15 protein-coding genes and 3 pseudogenes are annotated in these 16,684 nt (G+C 31.9%); 15 read left to right on the top strand and 3 right to left on the bottom strand.

All coding sequences use genetic code 11. From position 1 onward, the window contains the following. The first annotated feature begins 84 nt into the window (after window positions 1-84). From MHH45_RS02605 to MHH45_RS02620, 4 genes are read left to right on the top strand one after another with little or no spacing between them, the layout of a single operon-like run. On the top strand, window positions 85-708 hold the full coding sequence (locus tag MHH45_RS02605; protein ID WP_088094113.1) for a YhbD family protein: 624 nt from the start codon (window positions 85-87) through the stop codon (window positions 706-708). Between the two features lie 13 nt (window positions 709-721). Continuing rightward, on the top strand, window positions 722-1,432 hold the full coding sequence (locus tag MHH45_RS02610) for a polymer-forming cytoskeletal protein (protein ID WP_016131487.1): 711 nt from the start codon (window positions 722-724) through the stop codon (window positions 1,430-1,432). A 24-nt stretch (window positions 1,433-1,456) separates the two neighbouring features. After that, entirely contained in the window at window positions 1,457-2,164 is a 708-nt protein-coding gene (locus MHH45_RS02615) for a hypothetical protein (protein WP_033671249.1), read from the top strand. 23 nt (window positions 2,165-2,187) lie between these two features. Next, window positions 2,188-3,723, top strand: coding sequence for an MDR family MFS transporter (locus tag MHH45_RS02620; RefSeq protein WP_088094112.1), 1,536 nt, complete (start codon window positions 2,188-2,190; stop codon window positions 3,721-3,723). Between the two features lie 57 nt (window positions 3,724-3,780). Here MHH45_RS02620 and MHH45_RS02625 read toward each other — a convergent pair whose 3' ends face one another. Together MHH45_RS02625 and MHH45_RS02630 are read right to left on the bottom strand one after the other, a co-directional pair. Beyond that, complete coding sequence (locus MHH45_RS02625) at window positions 3,781-4,101, bottom strand: hypothetical protein (protein WP_088094111.1); 321 nt, start codon at window positions 4,099-4,101, stop codon at window positions 3,781-3,783. 259 nt (window positions 4,102-4,360) lie between these two features. After that, a pseudogene (locus tag MHH45_RS02630) lies at window positions 4,361-4,471 on the bottom strand (GNAT family N-acetyltransferase); the annotation flags it as partial. 263 nt (window positions 4,472-4,734) lie between these two features. Between MHH45_RS02630 and MHH45_RS02635 the strand changes: the two are divergent. Then, window positions 4,735-5,595 (top strand): DegV family protein, encoded by an 861-nt coding sequence (locus tag MHH45_RS02635; protein ID WP_016115162.1) that lies wholly within the window; start codon window positions 4,735-4,737, stop codon window positions 5,593-5,595. 143 nt (window positions 5,596-5,738) lie between these two features. On the opposite strand, the gene MHH45_RS02640 is transcribed toward MHH45_RS02635, so the two are convergent. Continuing rightward, window positions 5,739-5,942: a hypothetical protein gene (locus tag MHH45_RS02640; RefSeq protein WP_016115161.1), complete on the bottom strand. Its 204-nt coding sequence runs from the start codon at window positions 5,940-5,942 to the stop codon at window positions 5,739-5,741. Window positions 5,943-6,424: 482 nt separating this feature from the next. Between MHH45_RS02640 and MHH45_RS02645 the strand changes: the two genes are divergently transcribed. The 10 genes and pseudogenes from MHH45_RS02645 to MHH45_RS02685 all read left to right on the top strand — a co-directional run bounded on the left by MHH45_RS02645 (window position 6,425) and on the right by MHH45_RS02685 (window position 16,652). Further along, entirely contained in the window at window positions 6,425-7,693 is a 1,269-nt protein-coding gene (locus MHH45_RS02645) for a helix-turn-helix domain-containing protein (RefSeq protein ID WP_088094110.1), read from the top strand. Between the two features lie 41 nt (window positions 7,694-7,734). After that, window positions 7,735-9,003: a helix-turn-helix domain-containing protein gene (locus tag MHH45_RS02650; RefSeq protein WP_088094109.1), complete on the top strand. Its 1,269-nt coding sequence runs from the start codon at window positions 7,735-7,737 to the stop codon at window positions 9,001-9,003. Between the two features lie 43 nt (window positions 9,004-9,046). After that, a pseudogene (locus MHH45_RS02655) lies at window positions 9,047-10,314 on the top strand (helix-turn-helix domain-containing protein). Between the two features lie 39 nt (window positions 10,315-10,353). Continuing rightward, a pseudogene (locus MHH45_RS27980) lies at window positions 10,354-10,455 on the top strand (helix-turn-helix domain-containing protein); the annotation flags it as partial. Window positions 10,456-10,720: 265 nt separating this feature from the next. Beyond that, window positions 10,721-12,151 carry a zinc dependent phospholipase C family protein gene (locus MHH45_RS02660; protein ID WP_016115157.1) on the top strand — a complete coding sequence of 477 codons (1,431 nt, stop codon included), beginning with the start codon at window positions 10,721-10,723 and terminating at the stop codon, window positions 12,149-12,151. A 117-nt stretch (window positions 12,152-12,268) separates the two neighbouring features. Next, window positions 12,269-13,105: an endonuclease I family protein gene (locus MHH45_RS02665; RefSeq protein WP_016115156.1), complete on the top strand. Its 837-nt coding sequence runs from the start codon at window positions 12,269-12,271 to the stop codon at window positions 13,103-13,105. A 306-nt stretch (window positions 13,106-13,411) separates the two neighbouring features. Next, on the top strand, window positions 13,412-14,062 hold the full coding sequence (locus tag MHH45_RS02670) for a hypothetical protein (RefSeq protein WP_033671901.1): 651 nt from the start codon (window positions 13,412-13,414) through the stop codon (window positions 14,060-14,062). A 173-nt stretch (window positions 14,063-14,235) separates the two neighbouring features. Continuing rightward, window positions 14,236-15,159 (top strand): ABC transporter ATP-binding protein, encoded by a 924-nt coding sequence (locus MHH45_RS02675; protein WP_016115154.1) that lies wholly within the window; start codon window positions 14,236-14,238, stop codon window positions 15,157-15,159. Continuing rightward, window positions 15,156-15,899 (top strand): ABC transporter permease, encoded by a 744-nt coding sequence (locus tag MHH45_RS02680; protein ID WP_016115153.1) that lies wholly within the window; start codon window positions 15,156-15,158, stop codon window positions 15,897-15,899. Before MHH45_RS02675 ends, MHH45_RS02680 begins: the two co-directional genes overlap by 4 nt. 15 nt (window positions 15,900-15,914) lie before the next feature. Then, window positions 15,915-16,652 carry an ABC transporter permease gene (locus MHH45_RS02685; RefSeq protein ID WP_016115152.1) on the top strand — a complete coding sequence of 246 codons (738 nt, stop codon included), beginning with the start codon at window positions 15,915-15,917 and terminating at the stop codon, window positions 16,650-16,652. Window positions 16,653-16,684 lie beyond the last annotated feature (32 nt).

The following is a 16,684-nucleotide window of genomic DNA, read 5'->3' on the forward strand; positions in this document are numbered from 1 at the left end:
CATTGTTTCGCACATTTTTATAAACATCCATTTACAATGTAACAGTGTTATGTTACATTGTTGTTAGGAAGGAGTGTTATACAGTTGAGTACGGATTTAATTTCAAAAAAGGATTTATTGGAACTGACTGGTATTTCATACGGACAGCTATATAGGTGGAAAAGAAAGAATTTAATACCAGAAGATTGGTTTGTAAGAAAATCAACTTTTACAGGGCAAGAAACATTTTTTCCGAAAGAAAAGATATTAGAGCGTATTGATAAAATTCAAACAATGAAAGAGGATTTGTCTCTTGATGAATTAGCGAATATGTTTTCACCAAGTGTAACAGAGATTTCTTTAACGAAAGAAGACCTGATACGAAAGGGTATTGCCTCCGAACCGGTTGTACAGTTTTTTATAGAACAAACGAATAAACCGGCAGAATTTCAATTTCTTGATATTCTTTATGTATACATTTTAGAAGAATTACTGCAATCTGGAGAAATTAGTTTAGAAGAAGGTAAGATGATACTGCAAGTGCTGCATGAGCATTATGAAATCATGAAACAAAAGAATAGTGAATTAGTTATGGTTCGAAAACTAGGTATTGCTACATGTTTCTTAGTTTCAAATGTGGAAGATCTATTTTTTGAAAAAGGCACGAAGATAGTCGTACGTTTAACAATCATGCAATATACAGAAGCGTTAAAATCAAAACTATTGTAGTGGAGGAGAAATAATGCATACAGAAAATTTAATTATAAATGGCTATGGTTCTTCAAATGGTGGAGAGTTCCATAAAGTACAGTTAAATGGAAAAGGAACTGTTAATGGAAATGTTGACTGTGATGATTTTGAATGTAATGGGTCAGGTAGTGTAAATGGTGATTTAAAAAGTGAGCGTACAAGAATTAGTGGCTCCGGAAAAGTTGACGGGCAAGTAAATACTGAAAACATGCGAATTGATGGAAAAGCAACGATTACAAAGAATGTAAGTGCTAATAGTATGAAGATTTCAGGTAAAGGTACAGTTGGTGGTACTTTAACTGGAGAAGAATTAAAGATTTGCGGGCAAGCGATTATAGATGGTAACTGCGAAGTGGATGTCTTTTCATCAGAAGGGCAGTTTACAATCGGTGGCTTACTGAGCGCGGATGAAATTGATATCGACATTCATGGTACATGTAGAGCGAAAGAAATAGGAGGTCAAACAATTAAAGTAAGACACAGACCAACAGCATTTAGTAGACTTTTTAAAACGGTGTTCGGATCACATTTAGAAGCTGAATTGTTAGAAGGTGACAATATTGATATTGATTACGTGCAAATTAAAACTGTAAGAGGCAACAATGTTACAGTGGGGCCGAATTGTGAGATTGGACTTATAGAATATACGGGAGTTCTTCATGTCGATAAAAATGCAAAAGTAAAAGAAATTCAGCAAGTTTAATTTTTTATGGAGAGAGGAATGGAAATGGAAAAGCAAAATAGTCTCACTTTGAATGGTTCGGGTAGTTCATCAGGTGGAGCCTATAATAAGGTGAAAATTCGGGGCGAAGGAACAATTTCAAATAATGTGAATTGTAATGAATTTAAAGCATATGGAACGAGCGATGTTCATGGTGATATGACGACAAAGTCGTATATTGTGTATGGAGATAGTGAAGTACAAGGTGGTTTGCATGCTGAGTATGTGAAAGTGTATGGTAACACACAAGTGCAGAATGATTGTCACATTAACAAAATAAAAATTCGAGGAATGTTCGAAGTGAATGGAAAGTTATCCGGAAACTTTGTGGACATTAAAGGAGGACTGACTGTAAAAGAAGATATTGAAGTTGAAGAATTTTTATTAACGGGTGGTCTTGAAAGTGAAGGGCTTTTAAATGCTGAAAATATTAACATTATCTTGCGTTATGAAGGAAGTAAAGTAAGAGAAATTGGTGGAAAAAAGATTACAGTACGAAAAAAAGCTAGATTTATTCCTTTTACAAGCCATACTGGTAATCTTCAAACATCAATTATTGAAGGTGATGACATTTATTTAGAGCATACAATAGCTGAAGTAGTGAGGGGAAACAATGTTACAATTGGCCCTGGCTGTGAAATAAGTGTTGTTGAATATCATACTAGCTTTAATCAAAAAGGAAAATCAGTTGTAAAAGAACATAAACAAATATAGTTGTAAGAAGGAGAGCAAGATATATGGTTGCAAAGAATAGTAAACTTAGCTTGGTAGTTGCTGGTTTATTGCTAGGGATTTTAATGGCATCAATGGATAATACCATTGTTGTTACAGCGATGGGAACAATTGTTGGCGATTTAGGTGGATTAGAAAACTTTGTTTGGGTTGTATCGGCGTATATGGTAGCAGAAATGGCAGGAATGCCGATTTTCGGAAAACTATCAGATATGTATGGTAGAAAAAGATTCTTTATTTTCGGTTTAATTGTCTTTATGATTGGTTCGGCACTTTGTGGTACCGCAGAAAATATTACGCAGTTGGGTATTTATCGTGCGATCCAAGGTATTGGTGGCGGGGCACTTGTTCCAATTGCCTTTACCATTGTTTTTGATATTTTCCCGCCCGAAAAGCGCGGGAAAATGGGTGGATTATTTGGTGCGGTCTTTGGATTATCTAGTATTTTCGGTCCTTTACTTGGCGCATATATTACAGACTACATTAGCTGGCACTGGGTGTTTTATATTAACTTACCGCTTGGTATTCTATCATTTATTTTTATTGTATTCTTTTATAAAGAATCGCGCGTTCATCAAAAACAAAAGATTGATTGGTTTGGTGCAATTACACTAGTCGGTGCAGTTGTTTGTTTAATGTTCGCATTAGAACTTGGTGGACAGAAGTATGATTGGGATTCTACTTTTATTTTAAGTTTATTTGCGGCATTTGCTATTTTAATTATTATGTTTATTTTTATTGAAAGAAAAGTGGCAGAACCTATAATATCGTTTGAAATGTTTAAACAGCGCTTATTCGGGATGAGTACAATTATCGCTTTATTTTACGGGGCAGCTTTTATGTCAGCAACTGTATATATTCCTTTGTTTATTCAAGGTGTATATGGCGGATCGGCAACGAATTCTGGCTTATTACTATTGCCAATGATGTTAGGATCAGTAGTTACAGCACAGTTAGGTGGATTTTTAACATCAAAGCTAAGTTACCGTAATATCATGATTATTTCAGCTGTGATTATGCTGGGTGGATTGTTCTTATTAAGTACATTAACACCAGAAACGAGCCGTGTATGGTTAACCATTTATATGATTATTATCGGTTTTGGCGTAGGTTTCTCATTCTCTGTATTAAGTATGGCTGCAATTCATAATTTCGGTATGAACCAGAGGGGGTCAGCAACTTCAACGAGTAACTTTATCCGCTCATTAGGAATGACACTTGGGATTACAATATTTGGTATGATTCAAAGAACAGGTTTTCAAGATCAATTAGAAGAAGCATTTAAAGGAATGGACGGCGGAATAAATAGCGACGCTCTAGGGGATTCAAGAGCAATTCTTTCAGAAGGCGCAAGATCTCAAATTCCGCCACAAATATTAGATAAAATTATTGAAGCCCTTTCAAGTTCTATCGTTCATACTTTTATGTGGGCGTTAGTTCCAGCAGGTTTAGCATTCCTGTTCATCTTTTTCATGGGGAATGAGCGAATGGTATATAAGAAAGAACAAGGTAAGATAAAGGCTGAAACATCAAAAGCATAGAAGAAAAAAGCTCCTTTCTCAAATAGAAAGGAGCTTTTTTGTATGTAACTTTACAAATTAACCTTCGATTACTTCATATTCTTCGTCTGCTAATAATAAAATCTGTGTTTTTTTACCTTTGTTTTGTACTTCAATTACATCGTATGTACCTAGGTCTCTTAGTTTGTTTTGAGAAACGTTTACCATTACTTCAATAGAATCGATTAAAATATCTTCTTCTATATATGATTCAGGCAATGCCATATCCTCAGTATCTAATACACATGCGTATAGATTTTGTAAATCTGCAGTAGATGGGTTTTGTTCCTGGGCATCAATGATGTTTTTTACTGCATCCATATTTTCTTCTTTTACTTGATACACTTTAATTTTAGCCATTTTTTAATCTCCTTTATAACGTAATCGTAGAAGCTACAGTTTATTATAACGTTTTTTAGTGGAAAGATGAAATTGTTTCCTTATTATCATTCTCAATTATAATATTCGCATCCCAAAGTTCGGATAGGAGAAGTGCTATTCAGTGAAGGGAAAGGAAATCCTTGCTGATTCAAAATCAGTTCGAATTTATTACAAAAGTGTAAGGTTTTTGTAAGGAAAATAGATAAATAGATCATAAGGTTTCTGATAGTATACGAGGTGTCACAATTGCCACTTTATCTTTTTTCAAATCACTCGGTACAAATCCAACTGTTTTATATTGATGATTAATCCATTCTAAATCCTCTGATGAAACAAATTTTATTTTCATAAAAATACACTCCTTGAAAAATTCTGATATTTCTATTGTATAGGAAACAAAATGATTTGTAATGAAATAATAGTACTTGATTCAATTAGATATAACTCGTTTGAGAAATTGATTTAATCATGAAGTTAATTTCTCTACATTCCGTGCATAGAATGTAGAATAGTTTAATAATACTTTCTCTTTCTTCATTCCTGTTTTACGTATATAATTTAAAGGTAATTGTTCTTATTTTAGTATACTTATAACAGAATAGAGGTTTAAAAATGAGCGTTAAAATCATTACGGATAGTGCTGCTGATTTACCAAAAGAATTGCTGCAAGCTTATGATATAGATTTGATTCCACTTCGTGTATATGATGAGGCAGAAACAGAGTATTTAGATGGAGTAACATTAGATTCGGTCCAATTATTACAAAAGATGAGAGAAGGCGAGGTATTTAAGACATCGCTGCCATCATTAGAAACATTCCAAGAAAAGTTCGTTACATATGCAAAGCAAGGTACACCTTGTATATATGTAGCTTTCTCTTCTGAACTTTCGGGTACATATCAATCTTCAGTAGTGATTAAAGAAGAAGTACAAGAAACATATGCAGATTTCGATTTAGAAATTATTGATACAAAATGCGCTTCACTTGGTCAAGGTCTTGTTGTATTAGAAGCTGCGAAAATGGCTAAAGAAGGTGCATCAAAAGAAGAAATTTTGAAACGAATTGCTTTTCTAACAAAACATATGGAGCATATCTTTACTGTGGCTGATTTGCAGTATTTAGTAAGAGGTGGGCGTTTAAGTAAGGTTGCTGGATTTATTGGTGGTTTATTAAACATTAAGCCGATTTTAAATGTAGAAGAAGGTAAGCTTGTACCACTTGAAAAAATAAGAGGAAGAAAAAAAGTTCTAGGCCGAATGGTTGATATTATGGAAGAGCGTGGGAAGAACCTTAAAGGTCAAACGATTGGAATTACCCATGGTGATGATTTAGAAACTGCGAATGCATTAAAAGCATTAATTACTGAAAAATTTGGCTGTGAAGTATTTATTGTAAATACAATTGGTGCAGCAATCGGAGCGCATACAGGACCGGGCGTATTAACATTGTTCTTCTTAAATGAAGTAGAGTAAAGGATTGATCTTTTTGATCAATCTTTTTTGTTATACAATTATAAATAGGCATAACATGTTATCTTGCAAAAAAAAGCACCTGAGGTCAATTTAAAGTGAACCCTATTAATGGGGTTCACTTTAAATCCTCAAGTGCTTTTTTATTATTCATTGATTTGCTTTTTTACAGGCAAGAAGCTCGAAAGGAAAGTAGTGAGAACTAGTATTAAACCAATGTCCTCATTCGTATCAATCACTAAATTATTATTCCATTGATATATATAGGATGCTAGTATTAAAAGCAAAGCAAGTCCTGCAACATATCTTACTGTTTTTCGCGCCTTTTTGTTATGTGTTCTCCAAATCATAATCATCCCTCTTTCTTATTTAATAAAATATTTTTGATTTCAATCATCGATAAACTGTAATAAAACAATTATTATTTTATCTATTACGTTTTCTGAATTTTATTATGAATAGGTAATAGACTGTCCATATGTAATAAGTTAGAGTGATAAATTGAATATCAATTTATTGCATGAAATTCATTCATCATATTTGTGTGAAAAATAAGTGCAAGCTGCTAGAGATAGGATAGAAATAACAATTGTTTATATTTGCTTCAAATTTTTTCTAGCAAGTTTATCGTACTTAAAATATACAATGTGGTTTATGTTAATAACAAGTAGTTGAATTTTATAAAAAAAATGACGGAAAAATTGGATTTTTTACCAATTTTTTTAACAAATGGATAGAAATTATAGAATTACAACGGTACAATTAAAATAGAGTACATCAGTATATAAAACGTTATTTCATTATTAGGAATGTTTAAATAAGGGGTGGGAACATGCAAATTGGGGAAAGAATCCGTCAAATTCGTATACATAAAGGAATGACACAAGGAGAACTTGTATCAGGAATATGCTCTGTCGCTTATTTAAGTAGAATAGAAAATGGACAAATTAAACCGTCTTTTTCATTTTTAAAAAAGGTTTCTCAAAAGCTGAATCTTGATTCGGATTTTTTAATAGACAGGAAGAACGAGAGTATAGAATCTAATATTTTTAAAATATGTGAACGGTATAAAAAAGATGAAAGGATAACGGAAACAGAATTATCTTCATTAGAACTGTATGTTCGTGATACGGACTCAATGCCTTTATTACTAAAGGCTTACGGTGTTCTTATATATTATCATGCTCGAAACAATAACTTATCATATGTAGCACGACTTGTCGATCAAGCTTCACAAGTGATTCCGAATTCAGTAGCAACACAAGATATGGACGATTATACATATTATTTAATGGCTAGAGGGCTATATTTTTCTAATAAACAAGATTATGTTGTAGCATATGAAATTTACAAGAAGCTCGAAAGTATGCTTGGCCCTAAAGAAATAAAGCAACACGCTCATATATATTATAACTTAAGTCTAACGAGCCAAAGTTTATTTAAAGATATAAGCATAAGTCGTTTGTATGCAAAAAAAGCCTATAAATTGTATAAGAAATTTAATGATGAACAACAAAAAATATATGTGTTAATCATTTTTGCGATGCAATATAACATGGATAAACTACCTGAGCAAGCACTTGAATCCTTAAAACAGGCCGAAATGGAAGCAAAGACTAGTAACAATCCTTTGAATTCATGTTTGATTACATATAATTATGGGAAAATCTATCAAGGTTTAAAAGAATATACCAAAGCAATTAAATATTATGAAAAAAATTTAGAGCTCGCCACTTTTCTCCCACAAAATGCCGATAGAATATACATATTACGAAATTTAATAGAGATTTATATAGAACTAAAAGACTGGACAACTGTTAATCGGCTTATGGAAGATGCATTTGATATTCTATCTATTTGTGATGTACCTTACGCACATGTTCAACTCTATGGATTTAAAGCCCAAATATCCAAATTACGGGGGAATTATGATAGTTTTGAAAAAAATATGGGAAAAGCAATTGAAATGGGACTAGAAAAAAGGCAATATCCTTTAGTTCGAGAGTTTGCCCTTGAACTAGGAAAGTATTTTTATAATAATCGAGCGTATAAACAATCTGCAAAATATTTCGAAATGGCAGCTGAGAATACAATAAACTAGGAAAAAAATTTAATTCATTGAAAAAGTAGAGGGGAAGAAACATGCAAATTGGAGAAAGAATCCGTCAAATTCGTATACATAAAGGATTGACACAAGGGGAACTTGTATCAGGAATATGCTCTATCGCTTATTTAAGTAGAATAGAAAATGGACAAGTTAAACCGTCTTCTTCTTTTTTAAAAAAGGTTTCTCAAAAGCTAGATGTTGATTGTGCTTTTTTAATAGAGGGGCAGAATGAGGGAGTCGAATCTAATATTCTTAAAATATGCGAAAAATATAAACAAGATGAAAGTATCAGTGAGACGGAATTATCTTCATTAGAACTGTATGTTCGTGATACGGACTCAATGCCTTTATTACTAAAGGTCTACGGTGTTCTCATATACTACCATGCTCGAAACTATAAATTAATATATGTAGCGTCACTTGTCGATCAAGCGTCACAAGTGATTCCGGATCAAATAGAAACACAAGATATGGAAGATTATATATATTATCTAATGGCTAAAGGACTTTATTTTTTTAATAAAGAAGATTATGTTACTGCATTTGAAATTTACAAGAAGATAGAAAATATGCTTGGTCCTGAAGAAACGGTGCAACATGCTCATATATATTACAACATAAGTCAACTACGTATGAGCCTTGATAAAGATCAAAGTATTAGTCGCATGTATGCCAAAAAAGCCTATAAACTGTATGGGAAATTTAATAAAGAACAAGAAAAAATACATGTGTTAATCAGTCTTGCGATGCAATACAACAGGGGGAAACTACCAGAACAAGCCATGAAATCTTTGAAACAAGCAGAAAATGAAGCGAAGACGAATTACAATCCTTTGAATGTATGTTTGATTGCGTATAATTACGGGAAAATCTATCAAGGCTTGAAAGACTATGCGAATGCGATTCCATATTATGAAAAAAGTTTAGAACTGAGTGAGTATCTCCCGCGAACAGCTGATAAGGTGTATATACTCCGGAATTTAATAGAAATTCATATGGAGCGAAAGGACTGGCATACTGTTAATAAACTGATAGATGATGCATTTGATATTCTATCTATTTGTGATATACCTTACGCACATGTTCAACTCTATGGATTTAAAGCCCAAATATCCAAAATACGGGGGAATCATGATAGCTTTGAAAAAAATATGGGAAAAGCAATTGAAATGGGACTAGAAAAAAGGCAATATTCTTTAGTTCGAGAGTTTGCTCTTGAGCTAGGAAAGTACCTTTATAATAATCGAGCGTATAAACAATCGGCAAAATATTTCGAAATAGCAGCTGAGAATGCATTAAATTAAGAAAAATATTTGATTCATTGATAAAAAGTAGAGGGGAAAAGACATGAAAATCGGGGAAAGAATCCGTCAAATTCGTATACATAAAGGATTGACACAAGGGGAACTTGTATCAGGAATATGCTCTATCGCTTATTTAAGTAGAATAGAAAATGGACAAGTTAAACCGTCTACTTCATTTTTAAAAAAGGTTTCTCAAAAGCTCAATTTTGATTCGGATTTTCTAATAGACGGAAAGAATGAGGGAGTAGAATCTAGCATTCTTAAAATATGCGATAAGTATAAAAAAGATAAAAGGATAACGGAAACAGAATTATCTTCGTTAGAACTGTATGTTCGTGATACAGACTCAATTCCCTTATTATTAAAGACTTATGGTGTTCTCATATACTATCATGCTCGAAACCATAACTTATTATATGTAGCACCACTTGTTGATCAAGCTTCGCAAGTGATTCCGGAACAAATAGAAACACAAGATAAGGAAGATTATATATATTATTTAATGTCTAGAGGGGTATACTTTTTTAATAAAGGAGACTATGTTACCGCATATGAAATTTACAAGAAGATTGAAAATATGCTTGGTCCTGAAGAAACGGTGCAACATGCTCATATATATTACAACATAAGTCATGTACGTCAGAACCTTGATAAGGATCAAAGTATTAGTCGCATGTATGCCAAAAAAGCCTATAAATTGTATGAAAAATTTAATGATGAGCAAAAAAAATATATGTGTTAATACTTCTTGCAATGCAATATAACAAGGATAAACTACCAGAACAAGCTATTGAATCTTTGAAACAAGCAGAAAATAAAGTGAAGACGAATAACAATCCTTTGAATGTATGTTTGACTGCATATAATTATGGGAAAATCTATCAAGGCTTGAAAGATTTTGCGAATGCGATTCCATATTATGAAAAAAGTTTAGAACTGAGTGACCATCTCCCGCGAACAGCTGATAAGGTGTATATACTACGGAATTTAATAGAAATTCATATAGAGCGAAAAGACTGGCAAACTGTTAATAAACTGATAGATGATGCATTTGATATTCTATCTATTTGTGATATACCTTATGCACATGTTCAACTCTATGGATTTAAAGCCCAAATATCTAAACTAAGGGGAAATGATGATAGTTTTGAGAGAAATATGGAAAAAGCAATTGAAATAGGGCTAGAAAAAAAGCAATATTCTTTAGTTCGAGAGTTGGCTCTTGAACTAGGAAATCATCTTTATGATAGCCGTGCATATAAACGATCTGCAAAATATTTTAAAATAGCAGCCGAAAATGTATTAGATTAAGAATAGCATTTGATTCACTAAAGGTAGAGGGGAACAGACATGCAAATTGGAGAAAGAATCCGCCAAATTCGTATACATAAAGGATTGACACAAGGGGAATTCCTATCAGGAATATGTTCTGTCGCTTATTTAAGTAGAATAATGAAATGGTTTCTTAGCTAACGTGTCAGAAGATTAAAAACGATAGGTACTCTCGTTTTTAATCTTCTGTTTTATATTTTGTTACATAGAGATTTTTCTTGTGAACTGTTTCTTTATTTTAGCTAGTAATTAAATATGTATAATTGCATAAATAAATTGAAATACATAGGTTATTATTAAATTACATTTATAATGTAAAATGGTATCTTTGCTTAAAGGTGAAATCGTTTACGTTATTGATGAAATTAAGATTTAGGAGAATCGTATGAAAAAGAAATTATGTACAATGGCTCTTGTCACAGCGATAGCTTCTGGTACTGTAGTAATCCCAGCAGAAGTACAAGCTTGTGGAATAGGAGAAGTAATGAAACAAGAAAACCAAGACCATCAAGAACACAAACGTGTGAAAAGATGGTCTGCAGAGCATCCGCATCATTCAAATGAAAGTACACATTTATGGATTGCACAAAATGCGATTCAAATTATGAGTCGTAATCAAGATAAGACAGTTCAAGAAAATGAATTGCAATTTTTAAATACTCCTGAATATAAGGAGTTATTTGAAAGAGGTCTTTATGATGCCGATTACCTTGATGAATTTAACGATGGAGGTACAGGTACAATTGGCATTGACGGGCTAATTAGGGGAGGATGGAAATCACATTTCTATGATCCTGATACGAGAAAGAACTATAAAGGGGAAGAAGAACCAACAGCTCTCTCGCAAGGAGATAAATATTTTAAATTAGCAGGTGAATACTTTAAGAAGGATGACCGAAAACAAGCTTTTTATTATTTAGGTGTTGCGACGCACTACTTCACAGATGCTACTCAGCCAATGCACGCTGCTAATTTTACAGCTGTCGATATGAGTGCCTTAAAGTTTCATAGCGCTTTTGAGAATTATGTGACTACTATCCAGACACAATTTGAAGTGAAGGATGACAAGGGAACATATCATTTAGTCGATTCTAATGATCCGAAACAGTGGATACATGAAACCGCTAAACTTGCAAAAGCAGAAATTATGAATATTACCAATGATAATATTAAATCTCAATACAATAAGGGAAACAATGCTCTTTGGCAAGAAGAAGTTATGCCAGCTGTTCAGAGAAGTTTAGAAAAAGCTCAAAGAAATACAGCGGGATTTATTCATTTATGGTTTAACACATTTGTTGGCAAAACTGCTGCTGAAGATATAGAAAATACTATAGTGAAAGACTCTAAGGGAGAAGCAATACAAGAAAATAAAAAATACGTCGTAGCACCAAGTGAGTTTCTAAATAGAGGTTTGACCTTTGAAGTGTATGCAAGGAATGACTACGCACTATTATCTAATCACGTAGATGATAATAAAGTGCATGGTACACCAGTTCAGTTTGTATTTGACAAAGATAATAATGGTATCCTTCATCGAGGAGAAAGTGTACTGCTGAAAATGACGCAATCCAATTATGATAATTACGTATTTCTTAATTACTCTAACATGACAAATTGGGTACATCTTGCGCAACAAAAAGCAAATACTGCACAGTTTAAAGTGTATCCAAATCCGAATAATTCAGCTGAATATTTCTTATATACAGATGGTTATCCAGTCAATTATCAAGAAAATGGTAATGGAAAGAGCTGGATTGTGTTAGGAAAGAAAGCAGATACACCAAAAGCTTGGAAATTTATACAGGCTGAATAGAATTTTCTAACGTATAGAGAGAGAAAATGTGTATGTAGTTTTAAATTAATTCATGTGTTTAGAAAGAAATTTTTTCGTTCATTAGTTAAAATTAAATTTTAAAGGGGATATGTTTATATGGTGTTCCGAAATACAAAACTTGCTATTTTTACTATTTCTTCATTTTTTATTCTAGGTTCTTCATCCCTATCATTTACAGATACCGTATATGGTGAAGGAGCTTCTTCATCTTCAAAAGTAAATCAAGCGGTAACTGCAACTAATTATGATGATACATATTATAATAGCGCGAAGGGGAAAACGGGTTCAGAATTAAAAAAGGAGCTTCATAACATTATTGATCATCATACAAAGATATCATACAGTGCGGTTTGGGAAGCGCTAAGGGATACTGATGAAGATCCAAATAATAAAAATAATGTGCTCCTTTTATATACAGGGCGTTCGCAAGGGAAATTTACAAATGGTTCAGGAGTAGATAATTGGAACCGAGAACATGTTTGGGCAAAATCGCACGGTGATTTTGGGACGGCTGCAGGACCAGGGACGGACTTGCATCATTTAAGAGCTACAGATGTATCTGTCAATAGCTCACGTGGCAACTTAGATTTTGATAACGGTGGTGTGAATCATCCAGAAGCGACAGAATGTAAATACGATAATGATTCTTGGGAACCTCGTGATAGTGTAAAAGGCGATATTGCGAGAATGTTATTTTACATGGCTGTTCGTTATGAAGGGGATAGCGGTGAAGTAGATTTAGAACTTAATGAGCGAGTGAATAACAATAAAGATCCATATATGGGAAAACTATCTGTTTTGCTAAAATGGAATGAGCAAGATCCTGTTGATGACATTGAGAGAAAGCGTAATGAAATTATTTATACAAAGTATCAACATAACCGGAATCCATTTATCGATCATCCTGAATGGGCAAATGGAATTTGGAAATAAATAAGGTTATATATGTTAAAAGAATGGTAGAGCGGTTAGTTAATTTATTTATCAGTAAATGATGTACTAAAAAGGAGTGATTATAATCACTCCTTTTTGTGTTTACATTTGTTTTTAAAATACTATCTCTAAGGCATCTAAATAGATGATGAAATCTTTTTATACTTTAAAATTTGTAAAATAAAAAGGTTAAATCGTGTGGTAATTTGCAATTTTTTTAATCGAATTTTACTAATTGTTTTTAACATAAATGAACACGTATACTTTAGGTACAGAAAGTCAAACAGTAAGGAGGGAGTTAAAATGATGCTAGAAACAAAAAATTCTATAAATATGATAAATAATATAAATTATCATTTGGATCATAGTAGGAGGAACGATCAACATATAAAAATCTTTTCAAATAAACCAAACGTATTGCCATATCGTGTTTACAAACATCCATTGAATAAACAAATACCCCAAAAAGAAGTGATGAGTCTAGTTAAGCCGTTTATCCATATTGATACGTTAGCACAAATTCTATATGAAGTATTTCACAATCAAACATTGACAGCTTTAGTACCTATTCTGTTTGTTTTCCAACCGAATGCTATAAATGGTATATCTACACCTGGTGCTTATTCAATTGATTTTAATAATGATTATTTTATTCATTTAAAAGATATTAATATTCAAGAATTTAAATCAGGAATTGGTGAACAAAAAGGTCCCTTAGCTATTGGATATTTGATAAATAAAAACAAAAGTATCCAATATTCGAAAATATTTATGTACCAAAAATTACAAGAGCAAACTATAGAATGTATACTTGGGCTACAAAAGAAATTATATTTACATGGGGAGTTAGAAGAACAAATTCAAGTATCATTTAATTTCAATAAAATAATGTTGCCTTTAATTGTCTTACAGTGGATGAAACAAACAGTTTTACATGAAAGAAGTAACAAAAGATAATTAGTACAGCTGACGTGTGTCCAGAAACAATTCTGGCTACACCTCAAGTTAATACATGTAACTTCGTAACTAGCTTAATTGCATCAGCATTACCTGGGTTATCCAAAATGGATAGTAAGGAAAAATTTATAGGTAAAATTAACGGAAAATTCAGACGATAGGTGGTTGATTTTGTGAATAATCAAGTTTTAAACATTAAAGGTCTGCATAAAAAATATAAAGACAAACATGTTTTAAAAGGGATTGATTTAACTATAAAAAAGGGTGAAATATTTGGATTATTAGGCCCGAATGGAGCTGGTAAATCTACATTTTTTAAAATCATTTTAGGATTAATAGAAGCTGATGAGGGAACTGTAGAAGTATTGGGAATGGATATACAAAAGAATAGAATAGAAATCTTATCTAAAACAGGTTCATTAATTGAAGCTCCAACCTTTTATGAGCATTTATCTGGATACGAAAACTTATTAATTGCTTCTAAAATGAAAAATGTTCATGATAAAGAACATATAAAAGAACTTTTGAATTTATTTAAACTATATGAAGATCGAAACCGTGCTTTTAAAAAATATTCTCTTGGTATGAAACAACGTTTAGGATTAGCTGCTGCTTTCATAAATAACCCTGAATTATTAATATTAGATGAGCCTACTAATGGCTTAGATCCACAGGGAGTTTATGAAGTGAAAGAATTCATAAAAAAAGCTCCAAAAATGTTTAATTCTACTATAATCCTTTCAAGTCATATTTTAAGCGAAGTTGAACAAATGGCTGATCATATCGGGATTATTCATCAAGGAGAAATAAAATATCAAGGTTCGTTATCTTCTTTAAAAAATAAACAATCATTAAATATTGTTGAAGTTAGTGTTAATAATATAACTCTTACTGATAAACTACTTAAACAATCCAATTATACATTCAATGTAAAAAATAATATCTTTAGTATTGAATATTATGATGAGAAAACTCTGAATAATATTCAACAACTATTAGTAACGAATCAGATTTTTATTCAATCTTTCCAAACTAAAAAGCAGAATTTAGAGGAAGCATATTTAGATATTGTTGAACAAGGTGCTGTAAGTGTATGAGAAATGTATTAGCCACTGAGTATATAAAATATAGAAAAAGTCATTTTTGGTTTTTGGTTATCTTAGGACCTATTATACTTGCATTAGGTGAATTTGCTGGATTAAATTACTATAGTAATTCTCATACTATTAAATTAGAAACTATATTCGGCATAAATTTGCAACTTTTAAAATACATCTTAAACTTTTTTATTGTGTTTATTATAGCTAGTGTAAACAATGTCGAATATAAAAATTCTACGTGGAAAAGAACATTTACGTATCCAGTACAGAAATTTAGTGTGTATGTAAATAAGTTCCTTATTGTTATGGTTGCTCTTATTATTACAACCGTAATACATATGATTTGTACAGTGTTATTAATTCCAGGTTTAGGTATTTCTTTGGATGCGGTTTCAATGCAGCATGTGTTTGTTTTTACGTTATATCCATTTCTTATTAGTATTCCATTTTGTGCCTTGGCGTTCATTATATCCATTAATTTATCGAATCAATCAGTGATCGTTGCACTAGCTCTAGCTTCGTATCTTTTCGGTGATATATTAAGTTCAACTAAGCTTTGGTGGTTTCCTATTTCATATCAAATCTTATATTTTCCAATCAATTATGTGAATAATCTAGATGTTTTTAATACATTATGGTCATATGATAAATGGTACATGCTAGCAGGAATTCCTATTACCATTCTCATTTTAGGAATTGGATACATCTTATTTATTAAAATGAATAATAAAAACTAACAAAGGAGATCTCAAATGATAAATTTAATTTATTCCGATTGGATAAAAATAAGAAAACACCCGCAACAAATTGTATTATTCATCCTAGCACTTTTTCCGATTATATATTCAATGATTATGTATACTAAATATGTAGTAAAAGAGTATAATCATGGTTTGGATAATGATTGGATGGGCGTATGGATGTTGGCATCTTTCTTCTATGTTGGTTTTTTTCTTCCTGTTATTTCAGGGATGGTAACGGCCTTCCTGTGTCAGTTTGAAAACAAAACCAATTGGAAAATAATGCATCTATCTCCAAATACTAATTTTAAAATTGTTTTATCTAAAGTTGTATCCAGTGTATTATTATTTTCTGCACTACACTTAATAGTTTTAATAAGCTTATATTTATTTGGAATGTATTTTGATTTTACAGATCCATTTCCTTTATTATTCATGATTAAAGTATTTTTACTTTCTGTAGTTGCGACACTTCCACTTATTACAGTGCAACTCTTATTATTCTTATTTATTAAAACATCTATCACTTTTACATTTGTTAATATAATCCTATCTTTAATCGGTTTATTTCTTTTTTCAGAAGTAAAGTGGGGATTTGGATATATATGGTCTTTACCATTCAAGTCTATAGAATTAGTTGATCAAGGTATATTATCTATTGCTATATTATTGGTATCAATAGTTGCATTTACCATTGGTATGATTTTAATTACAGTACATTATGTAAAGTCATTGAGAAAGACAGTGTAAAATGAGAGTTGGAGCGTAGAGAAACTTAGTAT

It is taken from the genome of Bacillus sp. FSL K6-0042 (assembly GCF_038006685.1).
GTDB lineage: Bacteria > Bacillota > Bacilli > Bacillales > Bacillaceae_G > Bacillus_A > Bacillus_A pseudomycoides.

Coding starts and splice junctions, on each gene's coding strand:
- MHH45_RS02610 (WP_016131487.1), top strand. CDS start 722: ATGCATACAGAAAATTTAATTATAAATGGCTATGGTTCTTCAAATGGT.
- MHH45_RS02615 (WP_033671249.1), top strand. CDS start 1,457: ATGGAAAAGCAAAATAGTCTCACTTTGAATGGTTCGGGTAGTTCATCA.
- MHH45_RS02620 (WP_088094112.1), top strand. CDS start 2,188: ATGGTTGCAAAGAATAGTAAACTTAGCTTGGTAGTTGCTGGTTTATTG.
- MHH45_RS02625 (WP_088094111.1), bottom strand. CDS start 4,101: ATGGCTAAAATTAAAGTGTATCAAGTAAAAGAAGAAAATATGGATGCA.
- MHH45_RS02635 (WP_016115162.1), top strand. CDS start 4,735: ATGAGCGTTAAAATCATTACGGATAGTGCTGCTGATTTACCAAAAGAA.
- MHH45_RS02640 (WP_016115161.1), bottom strand. CDS start 5,942: ATGATTTGGAGAACACATAACAAAAAGGCGCGAAAAACAGTAAGATAT.
- MHH45_RS02645 (WP_088094110.1), top strand. CDS start 6,425: ATGCAAATTGGGGAAAGAATCCGTCAAATTCGTATACATAAAGGAATG.
- MHH45_RS02650 (WP_088094109.1), top strand. CDS start 7,735: ATGCAAATTGGAGAAAGAATCCGTCAAATTCGTATACATAAAGGATTG.
- MHH45_RS02660 (WP_016115157.1), top strand. CDS start 10,721: ATGAAAAAGAAATTATGTACAATGGCTCTTGTCACAGCGATAGCTTCT.
- MHH45_RS02665 (WP_016115156.1), top strand. CDS start 12,269: ATGGTGTTCCGAAATACAAAACTTGCTATTTTTACTATTTCTTCATTT.
- MHH45_RS02670 (WP_033671901.1), top strand. CDS start 13,412: ATGCTAGAAACAAAAAATTCTATAAATATGATAAATAATATAAATTAT.
- MHH45_RS02680 (WP_016115153.1), top strand. CDS start 15,156: ATGAGAAATGTATTAGCCACTGAGTATATAAAATATAGAAAAAGTCAT.
- MHH45_RS02685 (WP_016115152.1), top strand. CDS start 15,915: ATGATAAATTTAATTTATTCCGATTGGATAAAAATAAGAAAACACCCG.